17 protein-coding genes and 1 tRNA gene are annotated in these 17,528 nt (G+C 41.8%); 8 read left to right on the forward strand and 10 right to left on the reverse strand.

The window, feature by feature from the left end; translation table 11 throughout:
- Window positions 1-68 precede the first annotated feature (68 nt).
- Complete coding sequence (locus tag HUW51_RS15785) at window positions 69-623, forward strand: type 1 glutamine amidotransferase domain-containing protein (protein WP_185270591.1); 555 nt, start codon at window positions 69-71, stop codon at window positions 621-623.
- A gap of 113 nt (window positions 624-736) precedes the next feature.
- Window positions 737-811, forward strand: a tRNA-Val gene (locus HUW51_RS15790).
- 159 nt (window positions 812-970) lie between these two features.
- On the opposite strand, the gene HUW51_RS15795 is transcribed toward HUW51_RS15790, so the two are convergent.
- A complete protein-coding gene (locus tag HUW51_RS15795; protein WP_185270592.1) occupies window positions 971-1,198 on the reverse strand; it encodes a hypothetical protein in 228 nt (75 codons plus the stop codon).
- Window positions 1,199-1,554: 356 nt separating this feature from the next.
- Entirely contained in the window at window positions 1,555-2,910 is a 1,356-nt protein-coding gene (locus HUW51_RS15800) for a Gfo/Idh/MocA family protein (RefSeq protein ID WP_185270593.1), read from the reverse strand.
- Window positions 2,911-3,128: 218 nt separating this feature from the next.
- Between HUW51_RS15800 and HUW51_RS15805 the strand changes: the two genes are divergently transcribed.
- Window positions 3,129-3,908, forward strand: coding sequence for a DUF2490 domain-containing protein (locus HUW51_RS15805; protein WP_185270594.1), 780 nt, complete (start codon window positions 3,129-3,131; stop codon window positions 3,906-3,908).
- A 130-nt stretch (window positions 3,909-4,038) separates the two neighbouring features.
- On the opposite strand, the gene HUW51_RS15810 is transcribed toward HUW51_RS15805, so the two are convergent.
- Together HUW51_RS15810 and HUW51_RS15815 are read right to left on the reverse strand one after the other, a co-directional pair.
- The gene (locus tag HUW51_RS15810) at window positions 4,039-5,106 is read right to left on the reverse strand and encodes an NAD(P)H-dependent oxidoreductase (protein WP_185270595.1); all 1,068 of its coding nucleotides are present in this window, start codon (window positions 5,104-5,106) and stop codon (window positions 4,039-4,041) included.
- A gap of 30 nt (window positions 5,107-5,136) precedes the next feature.
- Entirely contained in the window at window positions 5,137-5,835 is a 699-nt protein-coding gene (locus HUW51_RS15815) for a TIGR04283 family arsenosugar biosynthesis glycosyltransferase (RefSeq protein WP_185270596.1), read from the reverse strand.
- Between the two features lie 429 nt (window positions 5,836-6,264).
- Between HUW51_RS15815 and HUW51_RS15820 the strand changes: the two genes are divergently transcribed.
- Window positions 6,265-7,350, forward strand: a complete 1,086-nt coding sequence (locus HUW51_RS15820) for an AI-2E family transporter (RefSeq protein WP_185270597.1) — start codon at window positions 6,265-6,267, stop codon at window positions 7,348-7,350.
- Between the two features lie 115 nt (window positions 7,351-7,465).
- Here HUW51_RS15820 and HUW51_RS15825 read toward each other — a convergent pair whose 3' ends face one another.
- Window positions 7,466-7,888: a hypothetical protein gene (locus HUW51_RS15825; protein WP_185270598.1), complete on the reverse strand. Its 423-nt coding sequence runs from the start codon at window positions 7,886-7,888 to the stop codon at window positions 7,466-7,468.
- Window positions 7,889-8,318: 430 nt separating this feature from the next.
- Between HUW51_RS15825 and HUW51_RS15830 the strand changes: the two genes are divergently transcribed.
- Entirely contained in the window at window positions 8,319-10,103 is a 1,785-nt protein-coding gene (locus HUW51_RS15830) for a thiamine pyrophosphate-requiring protein (protein ID WP_185270599.1), read from the forward strand.
- A 98-nt stretch (window positions 10,104-10,201) separates the two neighbouring features.
- Here the strand turns inward: HUW51_RS15830 and HUW51_RS15835 are convergent, their stop codons facing one another.
- The gene (locus HUW51_RS15835) at window positions 10,202-10,666 is read right to left on the reverse strand and encodes a hypothetical protein (RefSeq protein ID WP_185270600.1); all 465 of its coding nucleotides are present in this window, start codon (window positions 10,664-10,666) and stop codon (window positions 10,202-10,204) included.
- Window positions 10,667-10,878: 212 nt separating this feature from the next.
- Complete coding sequence (locus HUW51_RS15840; RefSeq protein WP_185270601.1) at window positions 10,879-11,166, reverse strand: hypothetical protein; 288 nt, start codon at window positions 11,164-11,166, stop codon at window positions 10,879-10,881.
- 441 nt (window positions 11,167-11,607) lie between these two features.
- On the opposite strand from HUW51_RS15840, the gene HUW51_RS15845 reads away from it, so the two are divergent.
- A complete protein-coding gene (locus HUW51_RS15845) occupies window positions 11,608-12,510 on the forward strand; it encodes a histone deacetylase family protein (protein WP_185270602.1) in 903 nt (300 codons plus the stop codon).
- Window positions 12,511-12,595: 85 nt separating this feature from the next.
- Here HUW51_RS15845 and HUW51_RS15850 read toward each other — a convergent pair whose 3' ends face one another.
- The 3 genes from HUW51_RS15850 to HUW51_RS15860 all read right to left on the reverse strand — a co-directional run bounded on the left by HUW51_RS15850 (window position 12,596) and on the right by HUW51_RS15860 (window position 15,594).
- Entirely contained in the window at window positions 12,596-13,309 is a 714-nt protein-coding gene (locus HUW51_RS15850) for a methyltransferase domain-containing protein (protein ID WP_185270603.1), read from the reverse strand.
- The gene (locus tag HUW51_RS15855; protein ID WP_185270604.1) at window positions 13,302-14,414 is read right to left on the reverse strand and encodes a type III polyketide synthase; all 1,113 of its coding nucleotides are present in this window, start codon (window positions 14,412-14,414) and stop codon (window positions 13,302-13,304) included. Before HUW51_RS15855 ends, HUW51_RS15850 begins: the two co-directional genes overlap by 8 nt.
- 67 nt (window positions 14,415-14,481) lie before the next feature.
- Window positions 14,482-15,594, reverse strand: coding sequence for an NAD(P)/FAD-dependent oxidoreductase (locus HUW51_RS15860; RefSeq protein WP_185270605.1), 1,113 nt, complete (start codon window positions 15,592-15,594; stop codon window positions 14,482-14,484).
- A gap of 146 nt (window positions 15,595-15,740) precedes the next feature.
- Between HUW51_RS15860 and HUW51_RS15865 the strand changes: the two genes are divergently transcribed.
- Together HUW51_RS15865 and HUW51_RS15870 are read left to right on the forward strand one after the other, a co-directional pair.
- Window positions 15,741-16,118 (forward strand): T9SS type A sorting domain-containing protein, encoded by a 378-nt coding sequence (locus tag HUW51_RS15865; RefSeq protein WP_185270606.1) that lies wholly within the window; start codon window positions 15,741-15,743, stop codon window positions 16,116-16,118.
- Between the two features lie 370 nt (window positions 16,119-16,488).
- The gene (locus tag HUW51_RS15870) at window positions 16,489-17,520 is read left to right on the forward strand and encodes a LacI family DNA-binding transcriptional regulator (RefSeq protein WP_185270607.1); all 1,032 of its coding nucleotides are present in this window, start codon (window positions 16,489-16,491) and stop codon (window positions 17,518-17,520) included.
- Window positions 17,521-17,528 lie beyond the last annotated feature (8 nt).

Here is a 17,528-nt window from a genome sequence, read left to right on the forward strand (position 1 = left end):
CCATCTGGTAATCAAACCGTACTACAAGTGCAATTAATTAGATGTATAACGGATTAAATTTTTAAAATATGAGTGACAAACTGGAAGGAAAAAAAGTAGCTATTTTGGCCGAAGATGGTTTTGAGCAGTCGGAATTAGAACAACCCAAAAAAGCCTTAGAAGAGGCCGGTGCCACTACCCACGTAATTTCTTCAAAATCTGGTAAAATCAAAGCCTGGGACGAAACCGATTGGGGCGATAAAGTAGCCGTAGATAAAACTTTAGACGAAGTTTCGGTGGCCGATTACGATGCCTTGTTACTGCCCGGCGGCGTAATGAACCCGGATAAGTTGCGGGCTAACCCAACCGCCGTGAGCTTTGTGAAAGATTTTTTAACTGCCAACAAACCCGTAGCTGCTATTTGCCACGGTCCCTGGACTTTAATTGAAACCGGCCTGATTTCAGGCAAAACCCTGACGAGCTACGAATCTATTAAAACAGATTTAAAAAATGCCGGCGTAAACTGGGTGGATCAGGAAGTAGTGGTAGATGGTAATTTAGTAACCAGCCGCAAACCCGATGATATACCGGCTTTTAACAAACAAATAATTGAATCGTTTGCGTTGGTAGGTGCCGGCGCTTAACCAATAATTATTCTTGTTTTCAAGGATTTAACGCCAAGTTTCTCTTGCTATTACAGCGCCATTACGCAATACCTTGCGGATTAAGAGAAAATAGCTAGTTTTGCCCCAGCTAAGGGGTGTTAGCTCAGCTGGTTCAGAGCGCTACCTTGACAGGGTAGAGGTCACTGGTTCGAACCCAGTACGCCTCACAAAATTTAAAAAAGCATCCCCAAAGGGATGCTTTTTTTATGTATTCCGGGTTCTAACATTGGAAAGGATTCCGCGTGCTATTGCCCAAAAAATTAATATAATAAGATAGCGGCTTCTTGCAATAACATTCTGTTTGCAGATTGGAGCTAAATTAAAATCTAGACTTTTTGATGAATAGGTTGCAGGTAGAGATTTTCTTTTTTGAAAGTAAAGCTCTCGGATGTATTTACGCATCCAAAAATATCTAAGGCAAAACATGTAAATTCATCTTGCTCTGCCGCTCCCGGAAATGCCGGATGCTGGTTTTTTTCGTATAAATAAACTTTATCGGTATCGCGGTGGCGCACAATACAAAATTTGCTTAAATCTATGTTGGCTAGGCTCATAATAGTTAATTTATAGTTTAGGACTTAAGTAAACAAAGGCAGATTTGCTTACTTGTAAATTTGTAATAGGCTGGAAAATGAAAAATTTAAAAATTGGACGGGTTTTCTAAGAATTAATATTAGAAATAAAATTGCTGTAGTTCCAGGGTTTAAATCGGTGAATCGTTTCCGGAAGAATCAGAAAATACCAGATTAGCGCGGGGTCAGAATTACGTTTTTAATCATACTTCACAATAGATTTTTAACTTACCTGGGCAAGCTTTCAGTACTAAAAAATTGACAGTGAATTTTTTATACGAACAGATCTAAAATTGGTGACCCGCAAATTAAAATTTTTAAAAATTTTAAATTTGGGTTTAGCTTATTTGTAACTGGTCGGGAACGGTACCCCGAAAAGCATCTAGTTTATCTATCCGTTTAAGTTTTACGGGTTTGCCGGTTCTCGCCGATTCGTAAATAGCCTCCATTATAACATGGTCCTGCAGGCCTTCTTCTCCGGGGGTATACGGTTTTTTATCTTCGGTTACGCACCGGGCCATATGGTCCATTTCCAGGGCAAATTGATTTTTCTGGCCGGCACTCGGGTTTATTTTTACTTCCATATCGTCCTGCACTTGCGAGCCTTCCATTTGCAAACCGTGGTAGCTAAAAGCCGGGTCTAAACCAAAGTACCCGCCTTTGTCGGCGTGGCAACGGTACCTTTTTGATTCGTGCACGCCGTAACTGGTGGTGCAATTAGCCAGAGCGCCGCTGGGGAATTGCAGTTGAAAAAATACGGTTTCTTCTACTTCTTTAAAGCGCGGATCGTTGGGCGTGCTGTAGATGGTGGCATTTACCTGCACGGGTTCTTCGCCTAATAAGTAACGCGCCGTGTTTAAACAATAAAGGCCAATATCGGGCAAAGAGCCACCGCCCGCCAAAGCTTTTTTTAAACGCCACTGTCCGGGTTCGCCTTGATTTTGGGTGTTAATGGCATCGATAATTTTTACGGTACCCATTTTTTTGTTGCGGGTCCACTCTTTGGCTTTTTGGTTGTTAGGCTCGTACTGAATGCGGTAGGCAATCATTAATTTTTTGCCGGCTTTTTCGCAAGCATCTATCATGCGTTGTGCCGATTGCGAATTAACCGACATGGGCTTTTCGCATAATACGTGTTTGCCCGCGTTGGCCGACCGAATAGTAAATTCTTCGTGCATGGAGTTGGGTAGCACAATATACACTACCTGCACATCGGGGTTGTTTTTGATATTATCGAAGTTTTGGTAATTGTAAATGCTCTTATCCGGAATGCCGTACTGCCGGGCTACTTTTTTGGCTTTTTCGGGGCTGCCGCTTACTAAGGCCGTAACTTTAGCGTATTTACACGACCCAAATGCCGGTAACAGTTCGCCCAGAGTAAGATTGCCTAAACCAACCAAAGCAAAACCTACGCGTTTATCGGGTTGTTCCGGCGCCGGAAAAGGTTCTTTTTTCTTTTCCGATGGATCGGCAATCTCTTTTAGCTCAATGGGTTCGGTTACTGAACTGGCGTGAATGTCTTTATCGGTGGGGCTGCCCGGGGCTTTTTGCTGCGCATTGGTGTCGCAGGAAGCCAGACTGCTTAAGGCAGTGGCTGCCAAAATACTTTTACCGGTATTGGTTAAAAAAGTGCGCCGGGTATAACCGTCTTCTCCTTCGGTAAGAGCGTTTAAAATGGTATTCAGGTCTTTCATGGCTGGGGCAGAGCGTATTATAAATAAAAGGTTTGCCTTAACGTCTACTCCCAAGCCTTTACTTAGGTTTAAGCAAATGGTAGAAAAGCCAAAATTTTAAAAAATTAAATTAAAGGCCTCTACATGACAGCTTTAGTTTAAAATTGTCGTAAGGTATTGATATCAGAAAAGTAAATTATAAACAACCCGGTAGCCTTAAAATTTTAAAAATTATTTCTTTGCGTTCGATAATAATTCTGTTTCTGTTAGTGGGTTTAAACATCCGGTTTGCTTTAGGGCAGACTAACCGGATTGCGGATAAAAATAAAATAGGTTGGTTTGTTTACGAGGGCGACCATGCACTGAGTAAAAAATGGAAACTTCACACTGAGTACCAATGGCGACGCATTGATTACATTAAGAGTTGGCAACAATCGCTGGCCCGGGTTGGCTTCACTTACCAAATATTACCGCAAGTAAAAGTAGGGGCGGGGTATACTTCTTTTATAACTTTCCCCTACGGGGGTTACCCTACTGCCGAAACCGGTGACCCTTTTCCGGAGCGCCGTTTGCACCAGGATATTCAACTAAGTAATACCATGGGGAGGGTAGCTTTGCAACACCGCTTTCGGTTAGAACAACGCTGGCTCGGGCAATTACAGCAAAGTACCGGCAAGAACGTGCAAAGCTGGGAGTACCAGAACCGCATCCGGTACCAGATTGCGCTGCAGGTGCCGTTACAAGGCCTTACCCTTGATGATCAGGAATGGTATATTAACTTTTTCGATGAATTATTTCTGGGCTTTGGGAAAAATGTGGGCCAGAACGTCTATAATCAAAACCGGATATCCGGTGGCTTGGGTTACCAGTTTACCGATGATTTTCAGGTAGAATTAAATTATTTGTACCAGATTACACAACACGCCGAAACAGATCCGGTTTCGGGCAACAACGTGTTTGAGTATAACCAAGGCTTTCGGTTGGGGGTAGTTTATAATTTTAAATTTTTTAAAAATTAGATTAACAGACTTGTTAAATAAGTGTTTAAATCAAATTTACGAGTTGATAAGGTTACGATAAAGTATCAGCAGTTAATTACCTAATTATACAAAAATCTAACATCCAATATCTAACATCTAACATCTTATTTCATTCCCGTAATTTTTCCCCTTCGCTTTTATGGGGGCGTAAGGTAGTATCTTGGTTTAAGCCTAGTTCTTTTTGAATTTGCGGAGAAGAATTTTTAGGTTCTAAACCAAAGCGCAAGCGCCATTCCCGGATACCGGTTTTTAATTCTTTTAAATAGTTTTTGGGTCTTTGGTAACCATAAGCCCGGTATTGATTAGGGGGTACTTTGCCTTTTTCGGCTACAAATAAGGTAAATTCCAGCACCCATTGTTTAAAAACCTGCATAAACTGGTCTTCCTGCACCATGTCTTCGGCTTGGTTGTCGCTGTATTTTTGGCCTTTGCCGGTGGTAGCGTGCGCCCATAATTTATCGGGTACTTCTACGCCGCCGTAGCGGCATTGCCACACAAAAGGCGCATACGCGTCGCGTTCATTTTCAAAAGGCTCTGCTTCCGGGTCGAAGTATTGTTTATGACGTAAAATCTTAGGTCGGCCAGTAGCATCCATTTCATCGGCCCCTTCGTCGCCGTAGCAAAAAAAGCCGGCGGTGCGGCCTTCTAAATGATTCTGACTCATGTGCTGCCATTGCTCGGTATGCTCCAGGGCCATGGCTTTTTCGGGATCTTTGTGCTCAATGGTGTTTTCGTCGGGGTTGCCGCCGTTCATGCAAACCAAACGATCGAACATCAGTTTTAAATTGCTGGTAGGTCCGTACCAATTAATGGGCCCGATAATGGCCCAGGCATCGGCCATATCTAAACGCGCGTACATATCTAAATCCCACAACAAATCGGGTTCAGAAGAACTGTTTTTTTCGTAGCAGTTACAAGGCCAAACGCAGAGCGCCATAGAGGTAGAAACACAAGCATTGCAGCTTTGGATACGGGCTCGGCTGTACACGTTGCCTAAATCTTCGTAATCAATTTCCCAATCGGCGGGTAACATTTCGGCCATTTGCAGCATTAAAGTTCGGGATTTGCTATCTACGCCGGGGCAGTTGTATTGCCTCCGGTCAGAGCCCGAAATAATTAATACCCGGAAAGGTCTTTCGTTTACCGGTAGTGCCGCATTGTCGTCGTTGGGTTTCATAGGTTACTATGTTAAGGCAGAACTTTATTTTTAAATTTTGTTACCGGGTATTAGTTTTCGGTAGGTGCTTACCAGTTGATGTTGGGAAAAACCGAGAAAATACATGGCATAAATTAAAAAAAAGATGCCCTGGGTTTTGTAAATACCGTTGGTTAGATACTTACGTGCTGAGGTTAAAACCGGCTTTTTTAAAATTATAAATTTGTTGTTTTTTCGAAGCCGTTTAATGATTTCCTGGTCTTCCAACACGGTATGCGCTTCGTCATAACCGCCTATCTGGGTAAATTTTTCTTTGGTAACAAATAAACTTTGATCGCCAAACCGGAAAAAAATAGGATTAAAACGCGTGAACCAACAATTGGCTTTTAAAAACCAATGACTAAAATCAAAACTGAGTAAAAAGCAGCCGCTGTGGTAGCCAGATTTTACGGCTTCCATAATGTCTGTTGTAAAGCCAATGGGTGGGGTGGTATCGGCGTGTAGAAAATACAATACATTGCCTATGGCTACTTGGGCAGCCTGGTTTAACTGTACTGCCCGGCCCTTATGGGTACTAACAATTACCCGGGCACCAACAGCACGGGCTTGTTGCACGGTATCATCGGTGCTGCCGCCATCCACCACAATTACTTCGGTAATGGCCTGGCGCGTTCCTTTTTGGTATATAGCCCGAATGGTGGATGCAATATGCTCGCTTTCGTTATAAGTGGGTATAATTACGCTTATCACAAATAATTGCTGTTAAATTCTTTTTGCTCTTAAAACAAAACATTACAGGTAATTTAATGGAACAAAGCTAAATAACCTTTCCAGAGAAGTTCCGGCCTAATCAGCACCCAAGGTATTTATCAGATAAAGGCACTTTATAAGTAATTCAAATTTAAACCCCTTGCCAAGGCCTCGTCTTGTTATATTGTTGTAGTTTAAAAGTAATACGGGTAATAATTTACGGAGTTCCTTATTTGCCAGACTCGGGCAACCTTAACCGGAAGCTGGATTAATTACGTAAAGGGGTATTTAATAAGGCTGCAGAGGAAGTTAAATTTTAAAATTTTTAAAAATCAGCTTTAATAGCGGCATAATTCTAAGTTAAAACGTACTTCCCGGTTTTTACCAGTTGGTGGTAAAATCAACGGTGTTACAGGTAAATTAAACGGTATGACAGGAATTTCTATAAATAGATTGGCGGTAACGCAAGTAGTATTGGTACTTACGGTATTAATCTTATACTATGGCCGGGTATTTTTAATACCCTTGGCCTTTGCTGTATTTTTTGCCATGATGCTTTTGCCCGTGAGTAACAAACTGGAAAAATGGGGAATTGGCCGGATTTGGTCTACTTTGCTATGCATTGCTTTAATCTTGCTGTTTATTGCGGCCATCTTTTTTATAGTGGGGTTACAAGCCGCTAGTTTATCGGAAGATTTACCGCAGATTCAGAAAAAGCTGCAACAATATTTAGATACCGGCCAGCAATGGGTACAGCAACAATTTGGCGTAGCGCCGCAGGAACAAATTAAAGTTTTAAAATCGCAGATTTCAAAGTTCTCCGAATTGTTTAACCAATTTGCTACTAGTTTGTTATCCGGCGGAATGGGCCTGCTCAGTGGTTTTGCCTTAATTCTATTTTATTTCTTTTTTCTGATGTGGAAGCGGGAAAAATACGAAAAGTTTTTTGTACACCTGGCTCAGCCAGAAAACCGGCCGGAAGTAAAGCAAACCCTCTCAGAAATTAAACAAGTAGCTTCGCAGTACTTAGTAGCCCGTTTGTTCTCCATGGTATTTTTAGCAGTGTTTTACATGGTTGGCTTCTCCGTTATCGGAATTGAAAATGCCATTATCATCAGTTTAGTAGCTGTTCTGCCCACCATCGTGCCTTACATCGGTTCGATTATCGGCGGATTGTTTCCGTTGTTGATGGCGCTGGTAGCGGGTTCTTCCGGCATGGTGCTGCCGGTAATTATTGTGTTGGTGCTGGCCCAGGTGATAGATAATAACATAATTGAACCTTTGGTGGAAGGTAACAGCATGAACATTAGCCCCTTTATAACCATTGTGGCAATTGTATTGGGCGAACTGATTTGGGGAATTGCCGGTATGATTTTGTTTATTCCAATTTTTGCTATTATTCGGATTATCTGCGACCACCTGCCGGCTTTAGCGCCTTACAGCTTCTTATTAGAGAACGACGTGGAAGAACCAAAATGGATGGAAAAAGTAAAAGGCTGGTTCGGGAAAAGCTAAATTTTTATTTTTTAAAAAATAGCCCGATCCTGGTTTTCCCTTTACATCAAAATAAATACCCACCAACTTACGCTGGTGGCCATGCAAATCAGTTTTACCTTTTAAGCTCAGGAGGCTAGGCTGCCGGAGAAGAAACCACAATTGAAAAGGTGTTTTTACCTGGTTCCGGTACCATTACAATGGTGGAGCCATCTTCTTTTATCCAGGTATTTTTACCGGATGCTTTTGGTTTAAGTAAGCCCGTGGTAACCTGATTTTCAAAAGCTTTTCTCGACTTTTCCCATTCCGATAGAGGCAGAACGGTAATTAGCAGGTCGCAAACATCAGCTTGGTTAAAGCGCAAAATGGTGTTCATGTTTATTTTGGTGTTGCTGTAATGAATAAACTGGAATTGATTTTTTTGCTCTGTTTTCTTTTCCACGGTAAAAGCCATTTCGCTCATTGTTTCGCGCGCTTCCGCTTTGGTCATTTTTAACTGTGCTTTGGTTTGGGCTAATCCCAGAAAGGTGAAACCCAAAAACAATAAAAACTTGGTCATAGCTTAATGATTAAAGGTTATTAAATAGATATGGCTTATACCCGGTCTATGTCTGTAAATTTGGTGTATATCGTTCTTTTTAAGTTATATCGGCTGAAAAGCTATAATAGCCTGTTTTAAATTAAAAATAGGCTGTATCGCTTCTGTTTTAATTGCTTAATGAGTATTCAGGAAAATTAGGTAAGTAATTTACTACTACTTATTTAAAGTTTATAAGTTGAAGAAATTTACTGAATTTTTAAAAATTTCTTCTGCGAGTTCATTGGTAATCGTTGTGCCTGAAGGTGAAGAAATTATTGCTATCGCCGGATTTGATTAAAAACTTAGCATGATCAGTTTAACCAAAAGTTTTAATTTTTAAAAATTCTGATTTTTACGGCACTCTTTGGCTGGTTTTCGTTTAAACAGGCTTAATTCTAAAGTAAAAACGATGAAAGAGAACGTAAGCGATTTCCTGTTACAACGTTTGGCTGCCTGGGGAGTAACCCGGATGTTTGGTTATCCGGGCGATGGAATAAACGGCATCATGGGAGCCTTGGACCGTATGGAAAATCCGATTGAGTTTGTGCAGACCCGGCACGAAGAAATGGCTTCTTTAATGGCCTGCGCCCACGCAAAATTTACTAAGCAGGTAGGGGTTTGTATTGCTACTTCGGGGCCGGGGGCTATTCACTTACTAAATGGCTTGTACGACGCCAAACTGGATCACCAACCCGTAGTAGCCATTGTGGGGCAGAAAGCGCTTACCGCTTTAGGCGGCAATAGCCAACAAGAAGTAGATTTAATTTCTTTGTTTAAAGATTTAGCTTCGGAGTATGTGCAAATGGCCACTGATCCTGCCCAGATTCGTCACTTAATTGACCGGGCTTTCCGGATTGCTATTTCTCAACGCACGGTTACCTGTATCATCATCCCGAATGATTTACAAACCAAAGAATACCAGGAGCCGCCGCACCAACACCAAACCATCCATTCGGGCATCGGCTATTCGGCGCCGCGGGTAATTCCGCAAGCAAACGATTTAGAGAAAGCCGCCACCATTTTAAATGCCGGTAGTAAAGTGGCTATTCTGGCGGGTGCCGGGGCGCTGCACGCCGCCGAAGAAATCATTCAAATTGCCGATTTACTAGGCGCCGGCGTGGCCAAAGCGTTTTTGGGCAAAATAGTTTTACCGGATGATCTGCCTTTTGTTACGGGAGCTATTGGCTTGTTTGGCACGAACGCCTCGCACGACATGATGCAAAACTGCGATACCTTGCTCATGATTGGTTCCAGTTTTCCGTACGCCGAATTTTTACCGGAAGAAGGGAAAGCCCGCGGTATCCAGATTGAGTTAGATGGACGCATGCAGAGTATTCGTTACCCCATGGAAGTAAACTTAACCGGCGACAGTGCCGAAACCTTAAAGGCTTTAATACCGCTCATCACGCGAAAAACCGACCGAAGCTGGCAGCAACGCATCGAGCAGAATGTAAAAGCCTGGTGGCAATTGGTAAGTTTATGGGCCACCCGGGAAGCCAATCCGGTTAACCCCCGTTTATTATTCGAGGAGTTGTCGCCGCGCTTACCCGATAACTGCATTATAGCCTGCGATTCTGGTTCTACCTCCAGTTGGACGGCCCAGCATATCCGCATTCGCAAGGGCATGCAATTTTCTGTATCGGGTACGCTGGCTACCATGGGCTGCGCTATTCCTTATGCTATAGCGGCCAAGTTTGCCCACCCGGACAAGCCGGTTTTTGCCTTTGTGGGCGATGGTGCCATGCAGATGGGAGGCAACAGCGAATTGTTAACGGTTCAAAAATATTGGCAAAAATGGTCAAATCCGAAATTAGTGGTGCTGGTCCTCAATAATCGCGATCTTAACTTTGTAACCTGGGAACAACGCTTAATGCAAGGCGACCCTAAATTTAATGAATCACAAGTGTTACCAGAATTTAATTACGCGCAATATGCCGAGAGCTTAGGTTTTGTGGGTATCCGGGTGGATCGCCCGGAGCAGGTAGCTGCTGCCTGGGAAACGGCTTTACAAGCAGATCGCCCGATAATTATTGATGCCCTCACCGACCCGGAAGTATTAACCTTTACCCCGGAGTTAGCCAAAGAATTTGCGCAAAAGTTGGCCCAAGCCATTGAAAAAGGCGATGAAGCTGCCCTGCAACATCTGGAAGATCCTTTACGCAAGGCAGTAAATAAAAAACTGCAATCAGAATAAGATAGAAAAAGGGATTTAGCATCAAAATCCGATATAAAGCAAAAAGGCCGGTACAACGGCCTTTTTGCTTTATATTAAACTTTACTTTAGCAATTAAATTAGCTCGCTTTCTTTAAAAGAGAATACTCAAAGGGGTAAGCAATTACTTGTTCTGTATTGGATTGATGCGAAGCAATAATGCGGTTTACATAATTAACCGATTGCATTAAATTGCTTTTAATTAAAGTATAGGGCATCCGGATGGTATAATGGCCGTTTACCAAAGAGTAGTGGGTCCGCTGCAAGTCGTGCAAAGGGTTACCGGCTGCATCTTCGGTAGAACTTTTTTCTATTTCAATCGTGATTTTAGAATCCGGTATTGAGATTATCATTTGTTCCTGGGTGGTAAACCGCTCTAATCGTGCTTTAATGCCCAGCTTTAATAACTCGTACTGCAATGCTTTGGCCTGCGGAGCAATTCGGGGCACTGTAGCAGTTACAATATTATTTTTAGCCCAGGTACTATAATTTAAATAGTAGTAGATAATAAATGCGCTGGTAAAACAAATGATTAAAGAGCCCATACAAGTAAATATTTATATGTTCAAATATATAAAAATTAAATTATATAAATCCAGTAAATTTTAGGAATTTTTTAAATTTTTTACTCACGAAAGCTAATCAAGGATGTACCACCGGAAGAGGTACCATCAATCAGAAGTATTTGTGAAGCAAGGTAATCTGGTTTAAACAACCAGCTTGTATAATTTATCAAAAGCGTGCAAATAACAACCCATTAAAGATTGGCGTACATGTATTCGCGCGGCTGGGTAGCTTGTTTTGGCTCTTTTTGTTGTTTTTCTTTGGGCATAATTTCTTTTGCCTGCTGCAAGTATTTCCGGGCAACTAAAACACGGTCTTGTTTCGCAATAACTCCCTGGCCTTCGTATAAATAACAGGAAATTAAATCATCAGGCCGGTTTTTCTTAAACAATAAAGTGTAAAACGTATGAACTAAATAAAGTTTTCTGGTTGATAGGTCTGCAACCAAAAAATATTCTTCCGGATCGTAAAATTGTTTCATTTAAATGGTAGGGTATAAATATTACTATAAGTATAGATTCTAAAAATTTAAAAATACATTCAAAATAAGCTATATATTGGCACTTTATTAAGTATGATTTCTGATTAATCATGATACAAATTAATTGTATAATTCAGTAATAAATTGCTTTTGAGGCTACTAAATCAGCTATTATCCTATAAGTTATATTAGATTCTGTATAAAGTAATAAAATACAGGATAATTGTATTAATCTAAGCAGGCTTCCTTAGAAATACATTCGGAATAAGAGTAATGGCGATTACCCTGTTTATTCACTAAACCAATATTGCTGAAGGCAAACCGTTGATTAAACAGCGTTTTTTAATAGCTATTTGCTATAATCAATTTATGAGCCAGAAGTAATTTAAGAATGGTTACAAAGGGAACTTTTTGTTATTTATTATAAAAATTTTTTACTGCATGCTTAAAATTGCCTGGAATAAGCAATACGCCCATACCTTACCCGCCGGTCACCGGTTCCCGATGTTGAAATATGAGCTGCTGCCGCAACAACTACTGCACGAAGGAACCATAGAAACCGCCAACTTATTTGAGCCGGAACCTTTACCCGAAAGTTTGATTACCGCCACCCACGATCCGGTTTACTGGCGCCGTTTAAATAATCTGGAACTTAGTCCTGCCGAGATCCGGAAAACAGGTTTTCCGTTAAGCCGCGAATTAATAACCCGTGAAGTGGTAATTATGAACGGAACCGTGCAAGCTGCTTTGTTTGCTCTGGAACACGGCATTGCCATGAATGTGGCTGGAGGTACCCACCATGCGTTTACAGATCGGGGAGAAGGTTTTTGTTTGTTAAATGATATGGCAATTGCGGCCAATTATTTATTGCAACAGCAACGGGTAAATCAAATTTTAATTATTGATTTAGATGTGCACCAAGGCAACGGAACAGCCCAGATTTTTAAAAATGAACCGCGGGTTTTTACTTTTAGCATGCACGGCGACCATAACTACCCTTTGCATAAAGAAAAGTCGGACTTGGATGTGCCCTTGCCCGATGGCATAGAAGATGTTGCTTATTTAAAAAAATTAAACGAAGTGTTACCGCGCTTGCTGGATGCAGTAAAACCCGATTTTATCTTTTATCAGTCGGGTGTAGATATTTTGGAAACCGATAAGCTGGGAAGATTAAAAATATCGTTGCAAGGCTGTAAAACCCGCGACCGGATGGTACTGGAAATGTGTAAGCAAAACCAAATTCCGGTGGCGGTAAGTATGGGTGGTGGTTACTCCGAAAAGATTGCGACAATTGTGGAAGCTCACGCTAATACCTTTCGATTAGCGCAATACTTATTTTTTTAAAATTTAAATTTATCTTCATCGTTCCGCATTGTTACGATGATTTTTGCGGAAAGGAATTTTTAAAAATTAGGCTAAACAATAAAGATTATTTTAAAAGAATAGCCTGCCACCGGAAAGCCCATTGCCAGCGAAGTTTGTACTGCGAAAAGCCGGCCGCTTTAAATAGTTGCTTTAATTCAACCCGGCGAAAAGCCCGGAGCACCGATAAGGGTGCATCGTTTTTAACTAAGTACGATCGCGAAAAGAAGTAGGTAAGCCATTTAATAGCGTAGTAGGCAAAAGGATGGCGGTGAATGTCGTTAATAACAATAGCCAGGCGCGCTTGTTGTTTTAATTGCCGCAATAACTTTTGCAGTTGCGCATCGGTAAAATGGTGGCAAAACAAGCTGCAAATGATAATGTCGTATTTATTTTTTTTAAAATTTGCCGAAAAAATATCTGCTTCCAGAAAATAGATATTTGTCAGGTCTTTACAGGTTTGCTGCGCGTATTTAATCATAACCGGGTTGGTATCTACTCCGGTTAAAGTGGCATTCATGTTTTTTTCGAAAGCCCATTCGGCCACTTCGCGTAAAATGTCGCCGCCGCCGCAACCTAAATCAGCAATTTGTAAAGTTGTTATTATTTCCGGATTAAGTACGCCCTCTTTCCATAAAGTGTCTAAAGCATCGGTTACTACTTCGTTGCCCCCCAACCATTTATTTATAATTTCTAATTCTTTCAGGTTTCTACGGAGCGCCGCAGTGTCTACGTTCGGATCGTCCATTAACTCGGGAGTGGTAGACCTGTTTTTAAACATAATGCACTTTTAAAAGCATAGATTCCAAGGTTAATCCGGGACCAAAAGCAAAACTTAATATTGGTTGGTTGTGGCTGGCTTTGGTAAGGGTGCGTAATAAAGATTTCAGCACAAACAAAACGGTAGCCGACGACATATTGCCGTAATCTCGTAAAATTTCGTAAGCAAAGCAATTATGTTCCGGAGTTAAATTCAAGGCTTTTTCAATGGACTCCAGTATTTTTCGACCCCCCGGATGAATGGCGTATAAATCTACTTCGCTTACCTCTATTTCTAGTTTGTGTAGTAAATTTTGCGTTAGTTTTTTAATTCCTTTTTGAATCAGATCGGGCACATAGGAGGATAAGGTCATCTCGAAACCGTGATCGGCAATATGCCACGCCATTTCTTTTTTGCCGGCGGGTATTAGTTCGCAGTGAAAGGCAGCCAGAGCCACATTTTTTTGGTTGGGCATGGGTTGAGCTTGCAATAAAACAGCGGCGGCCCCGTCGCCGAAAATAGCATTAGATACCAAATGATCGTTTTCGCGGTATTTTTGAAAATGGATGGTACACAGCTCCGTGCAAACCACTAATACCCGCGCTTGCGCATTGGCCTGGCAAAAAGCATCGGCTACTTTTAAAGCGTTAAAAGCTGCATAACAACCCATAAAATTTATTTGCGTGCGCTGGGTGGTAGTGGGTAAATCCAGTGCTTGGATCAGGTCAATGTCTAAGCCGGGAGCGTACATGCCGGTACACGAAACCGTAATTAAGTGCGTAATCGTACTCCGGTCAAAATCCCCCAGAACCGAAAAACAATCAGTAACCGCGGCCACCGAAAGCGGCAAAGCTTCTTGCTGGTAAACGGCCATACGTTGTTGCACCGTAGGAAAAGGCTCCAGATCGGGGGTATTCGGGAAAAAGGTAAATTGTCCGTTATTGGAGGCATAATCCGGCAGTACGGTGTACCGGTGGGCAATGCCCGTAACCCGGTATAAAGCCTTTAATTTGCGGATTTCTTCCGCGTTTAGCTGCAAAGCTGCCGCCATAAAATCGGCCGTTTGGGTTTGCGCTATTTTGTGAGGGGGCGTAGCAGTGCCAATGGCACAGATAAAGCTGTTCATCGTGGTATTATAAGCAAAATTCTTTGAAATTGTTTTGCTCTAAATCACACTGGCCATCAATTATGCTTTAAAAAGCTTTGCCGTGCGTATTTTTTATTAAAAAATTTACCGCCCCAGGTATTATTTTAAGAGTAGCAACCGCCGCTTCCGATAAAATTGGTTTGCCAAATACTCCTTGGATTAACCGGCCCACTTGCAGGCGGCGCGCAAATTGATTTTGCCAATGTTGTACGTAATTTTGTTCGAGCTGCTCCCGGATGCATTTGCTGTATAGGTATTCCCGCACCAAATCACTCACTATTTTGGCTCCGTGTATAGCCATGGCCATGCCATTGCCGCACAAGGGTGTTATAAGGCCGGCGGCATCGCCGCACATTAAAACATGGTTTTCGAGGCAGCTTTTCGGGGCAAAAGAAATCTCATTAATTACTTCGGGCTGACTGTACAAAAATTCACTTTTTTTAAAAATCTGTTTTATATAAGGGTTTTGCTGCAGCTCTGCCTGCTCCATAAGAGCAATGCTGCCGTGTTTTTTTAAATTTTTACGTGTGGTTAAGTAACAAAAGCAGTATTTATCGTCCTCAATGGCCGAGATACCAGCGTAGCCATCATTAAAGTTGTGCAGGGCGATTAAATCTTTTGGGAAATCGGTTTTTATATGGTATTTAACCCCAATATAAGGTGAGCGTTGCTGAAAAAAAGAACGTTGAAACTGCCGGTCTAAATTAGCCCGTTTGCCGTAGCAGCCAATTACCAGATCGGCAGGCAGCGTGCGCCCATCCGAGAGCTCAACAGCAAAATTATCCTGGTTAAAAGTTACCTCCGTAGCACTGGTATTTAGGATAAAATTAACACCGCGGGATTGCGCTAATCTGTACAGATAATTATCCAGGGTATATCGGCTTACCCCAAAACCGCCCAGATCCAGGGGCGCGTGAAGGGTTTTGCCGGCTGGCGAACTTAGCATAAACTGTTTTATTGTGGCAGGTTGAAGCGCTGCCAGGCTTACTCCTAAAGATTGTAAAAATGGCTTTACTTCATTAGAAATGTATTCTCCGCACACCCGGTGAAAGGGATATTGTTTTCGTTCAATTACCGTTACCGCGGCTCCGGCATCTTGCAATTGCAGGCTTGCTACTAATCCGGCTAAGCCGCCGCCAATTATAATTATATTTTTCAAAGTACGTAGTAGCAATTTAACCAGATAAACATAAAAGCTGTTGTTTTTTTTGGACTAAAGCAAGGGTTAAGGGCTAAAATACAAAAACTAATTTAAGCGACCTTCGTTATTTTAAAAAGTTAAATTACTTATACACGTTTATATATATGAAAAAAATTATACTTTTGTTAGGAGCCTTTCTCTGCTGCTTAACGATTGGGGCGCAAGTTAAAGCCCCCATCGCTTTAAGGTCAGAGAAGCCGCAAGTGTTGGTTCCAACAAATCAGGATACCGATAAAAGGGTAAATGTATACCCCAACCCCAGTACCGGAAAAGTTTTTTTAGAGCTCTCTGGATTTAAAGGCAAACGCACCGAGGTGCAAGTAACTAATGTAATTGGCAATGTTATCTTACGGGATAGTTTTAACGAAACCGAAGATCAAACCCTTAAAGTTCTGGATTTAAGTAATGTTGCCAGTGGTTTGTATTACGTAAAATTAGAAGCCGACGAGTACAGCGAAATCAGAAAAGTAATTGTGAATTAAAGTACTATTAAAACTAAGTTTCTACGGATGAAAAAAGGAGCTAAATATTGGCTCCTTTTTTTTATTTATTAAAATTTTAAAAATTCAGAAAGAACAAGTACAAAGGTGTTTAAACGTAATAAATGCCGGCGTACTACTGGCTGGCTTACTGTAACAAAGGAGGATTATAGCGTTTTATTTTAATTGAAAAGCTCTTATTTAACGGCCGCAAACCAGGGTTGCCTAACAAAGTAGGAGGTGTGTAAATACGAAAGAAAAGGAGCGAAACTTAACTTAGAATAATAGGAACAGGTGTTTTTTATATAAAAATTTTGTTCATTTTTGTAGGAATTAGTCTTTAGTCCTGGGTTCGGAACAAAGCGCTTTATGTATGAAGAACAGACCGGTTACTATTAAAGATATTGCGCAACAATTACAGATTTCCGTTTCTACGGTTTCCCGGGCCTTGCGGGGTTCGCCGGACATTAATTCAGAAACTAAAAAAGCCGTATTGGATTTAGCGGCTGAATTAGATTATCAACCAAATTCTATTGCCCTTAGTTTAGTAAAACGTAGAACCAATATTCTCGGAGTAATTATTCCGGATATTGCCGTTCAGTTTTTTGCTTCGGCCATTAGCGGTATTCAGGAGGTGGCATCGGCGGCAGGCTTTAACGTCATGATTTGCCAATCCAACGAATCGGAGCAAACCGAAGCCAACAACATCCAGGCTTTACTTTCCAGTAGGGTGGCCGGCATTATTGTATCGGTGTCGGGCAATACTACCAACACCAATCATTTTAAAATTCTGCAGAAAAAAGGCATTCCTTTAATTTTATTCGACCGGGTGTGCGACGACATTGAAGCCTCCAAAGTAATTGTGGACGATTACCAGGGCGCTTTTGCGGCCGTAGATCATCTGGTAGCAGTTGGCTGCAAACGCATCGCCCACCTGGCTGGCCCCGAGAAACTACAAATAACCGCTAACCGGAAAAACGGCTACTTCGATGCGCTACGTAAAAACAACATCCCTATAGACGAAAGACTGATTAAACACGTTGATTTTGACCGGCAAAAATCTATTGATGCCACTAACCAATGGATTAAAGAAAGCAACCGGGTAGATGGCATTTTTGCCATCAGCGACCGGGTAGCCATAGGCGCCATGCTGGCGATCAAAGCTGCCGGTTTACGTATTCCCGATGATGTGGCGGTAGTGGGCTTTGGCAACGAAACTACTTCATCTATTCTGGATCCGGCTTTAACTACGGTAATGCAATACCCCGTAGATATGGGCCGGCAGGCAGCTCGCTTGTTTTTAGAACAGATAGAATCGGAAGCCGAAGACTTTACCCCGCAATCTATTGTTTTAGAAACGCAATTATTGGTTAATAAATCATCTGACCGAAACCACACTATTTAACATTGTGC

The sequence above is a fragment of the Adhaeribacter swui genome (genome assembly GCF_014217805.1).
GTDB classification, from domain to species: domain Bacteria; phylum Bacteroidota; class Bacteroidia; order Cytophagales; family Hymenobacteraceae; genus Adhaeribacter; species Adhaeribacter swui.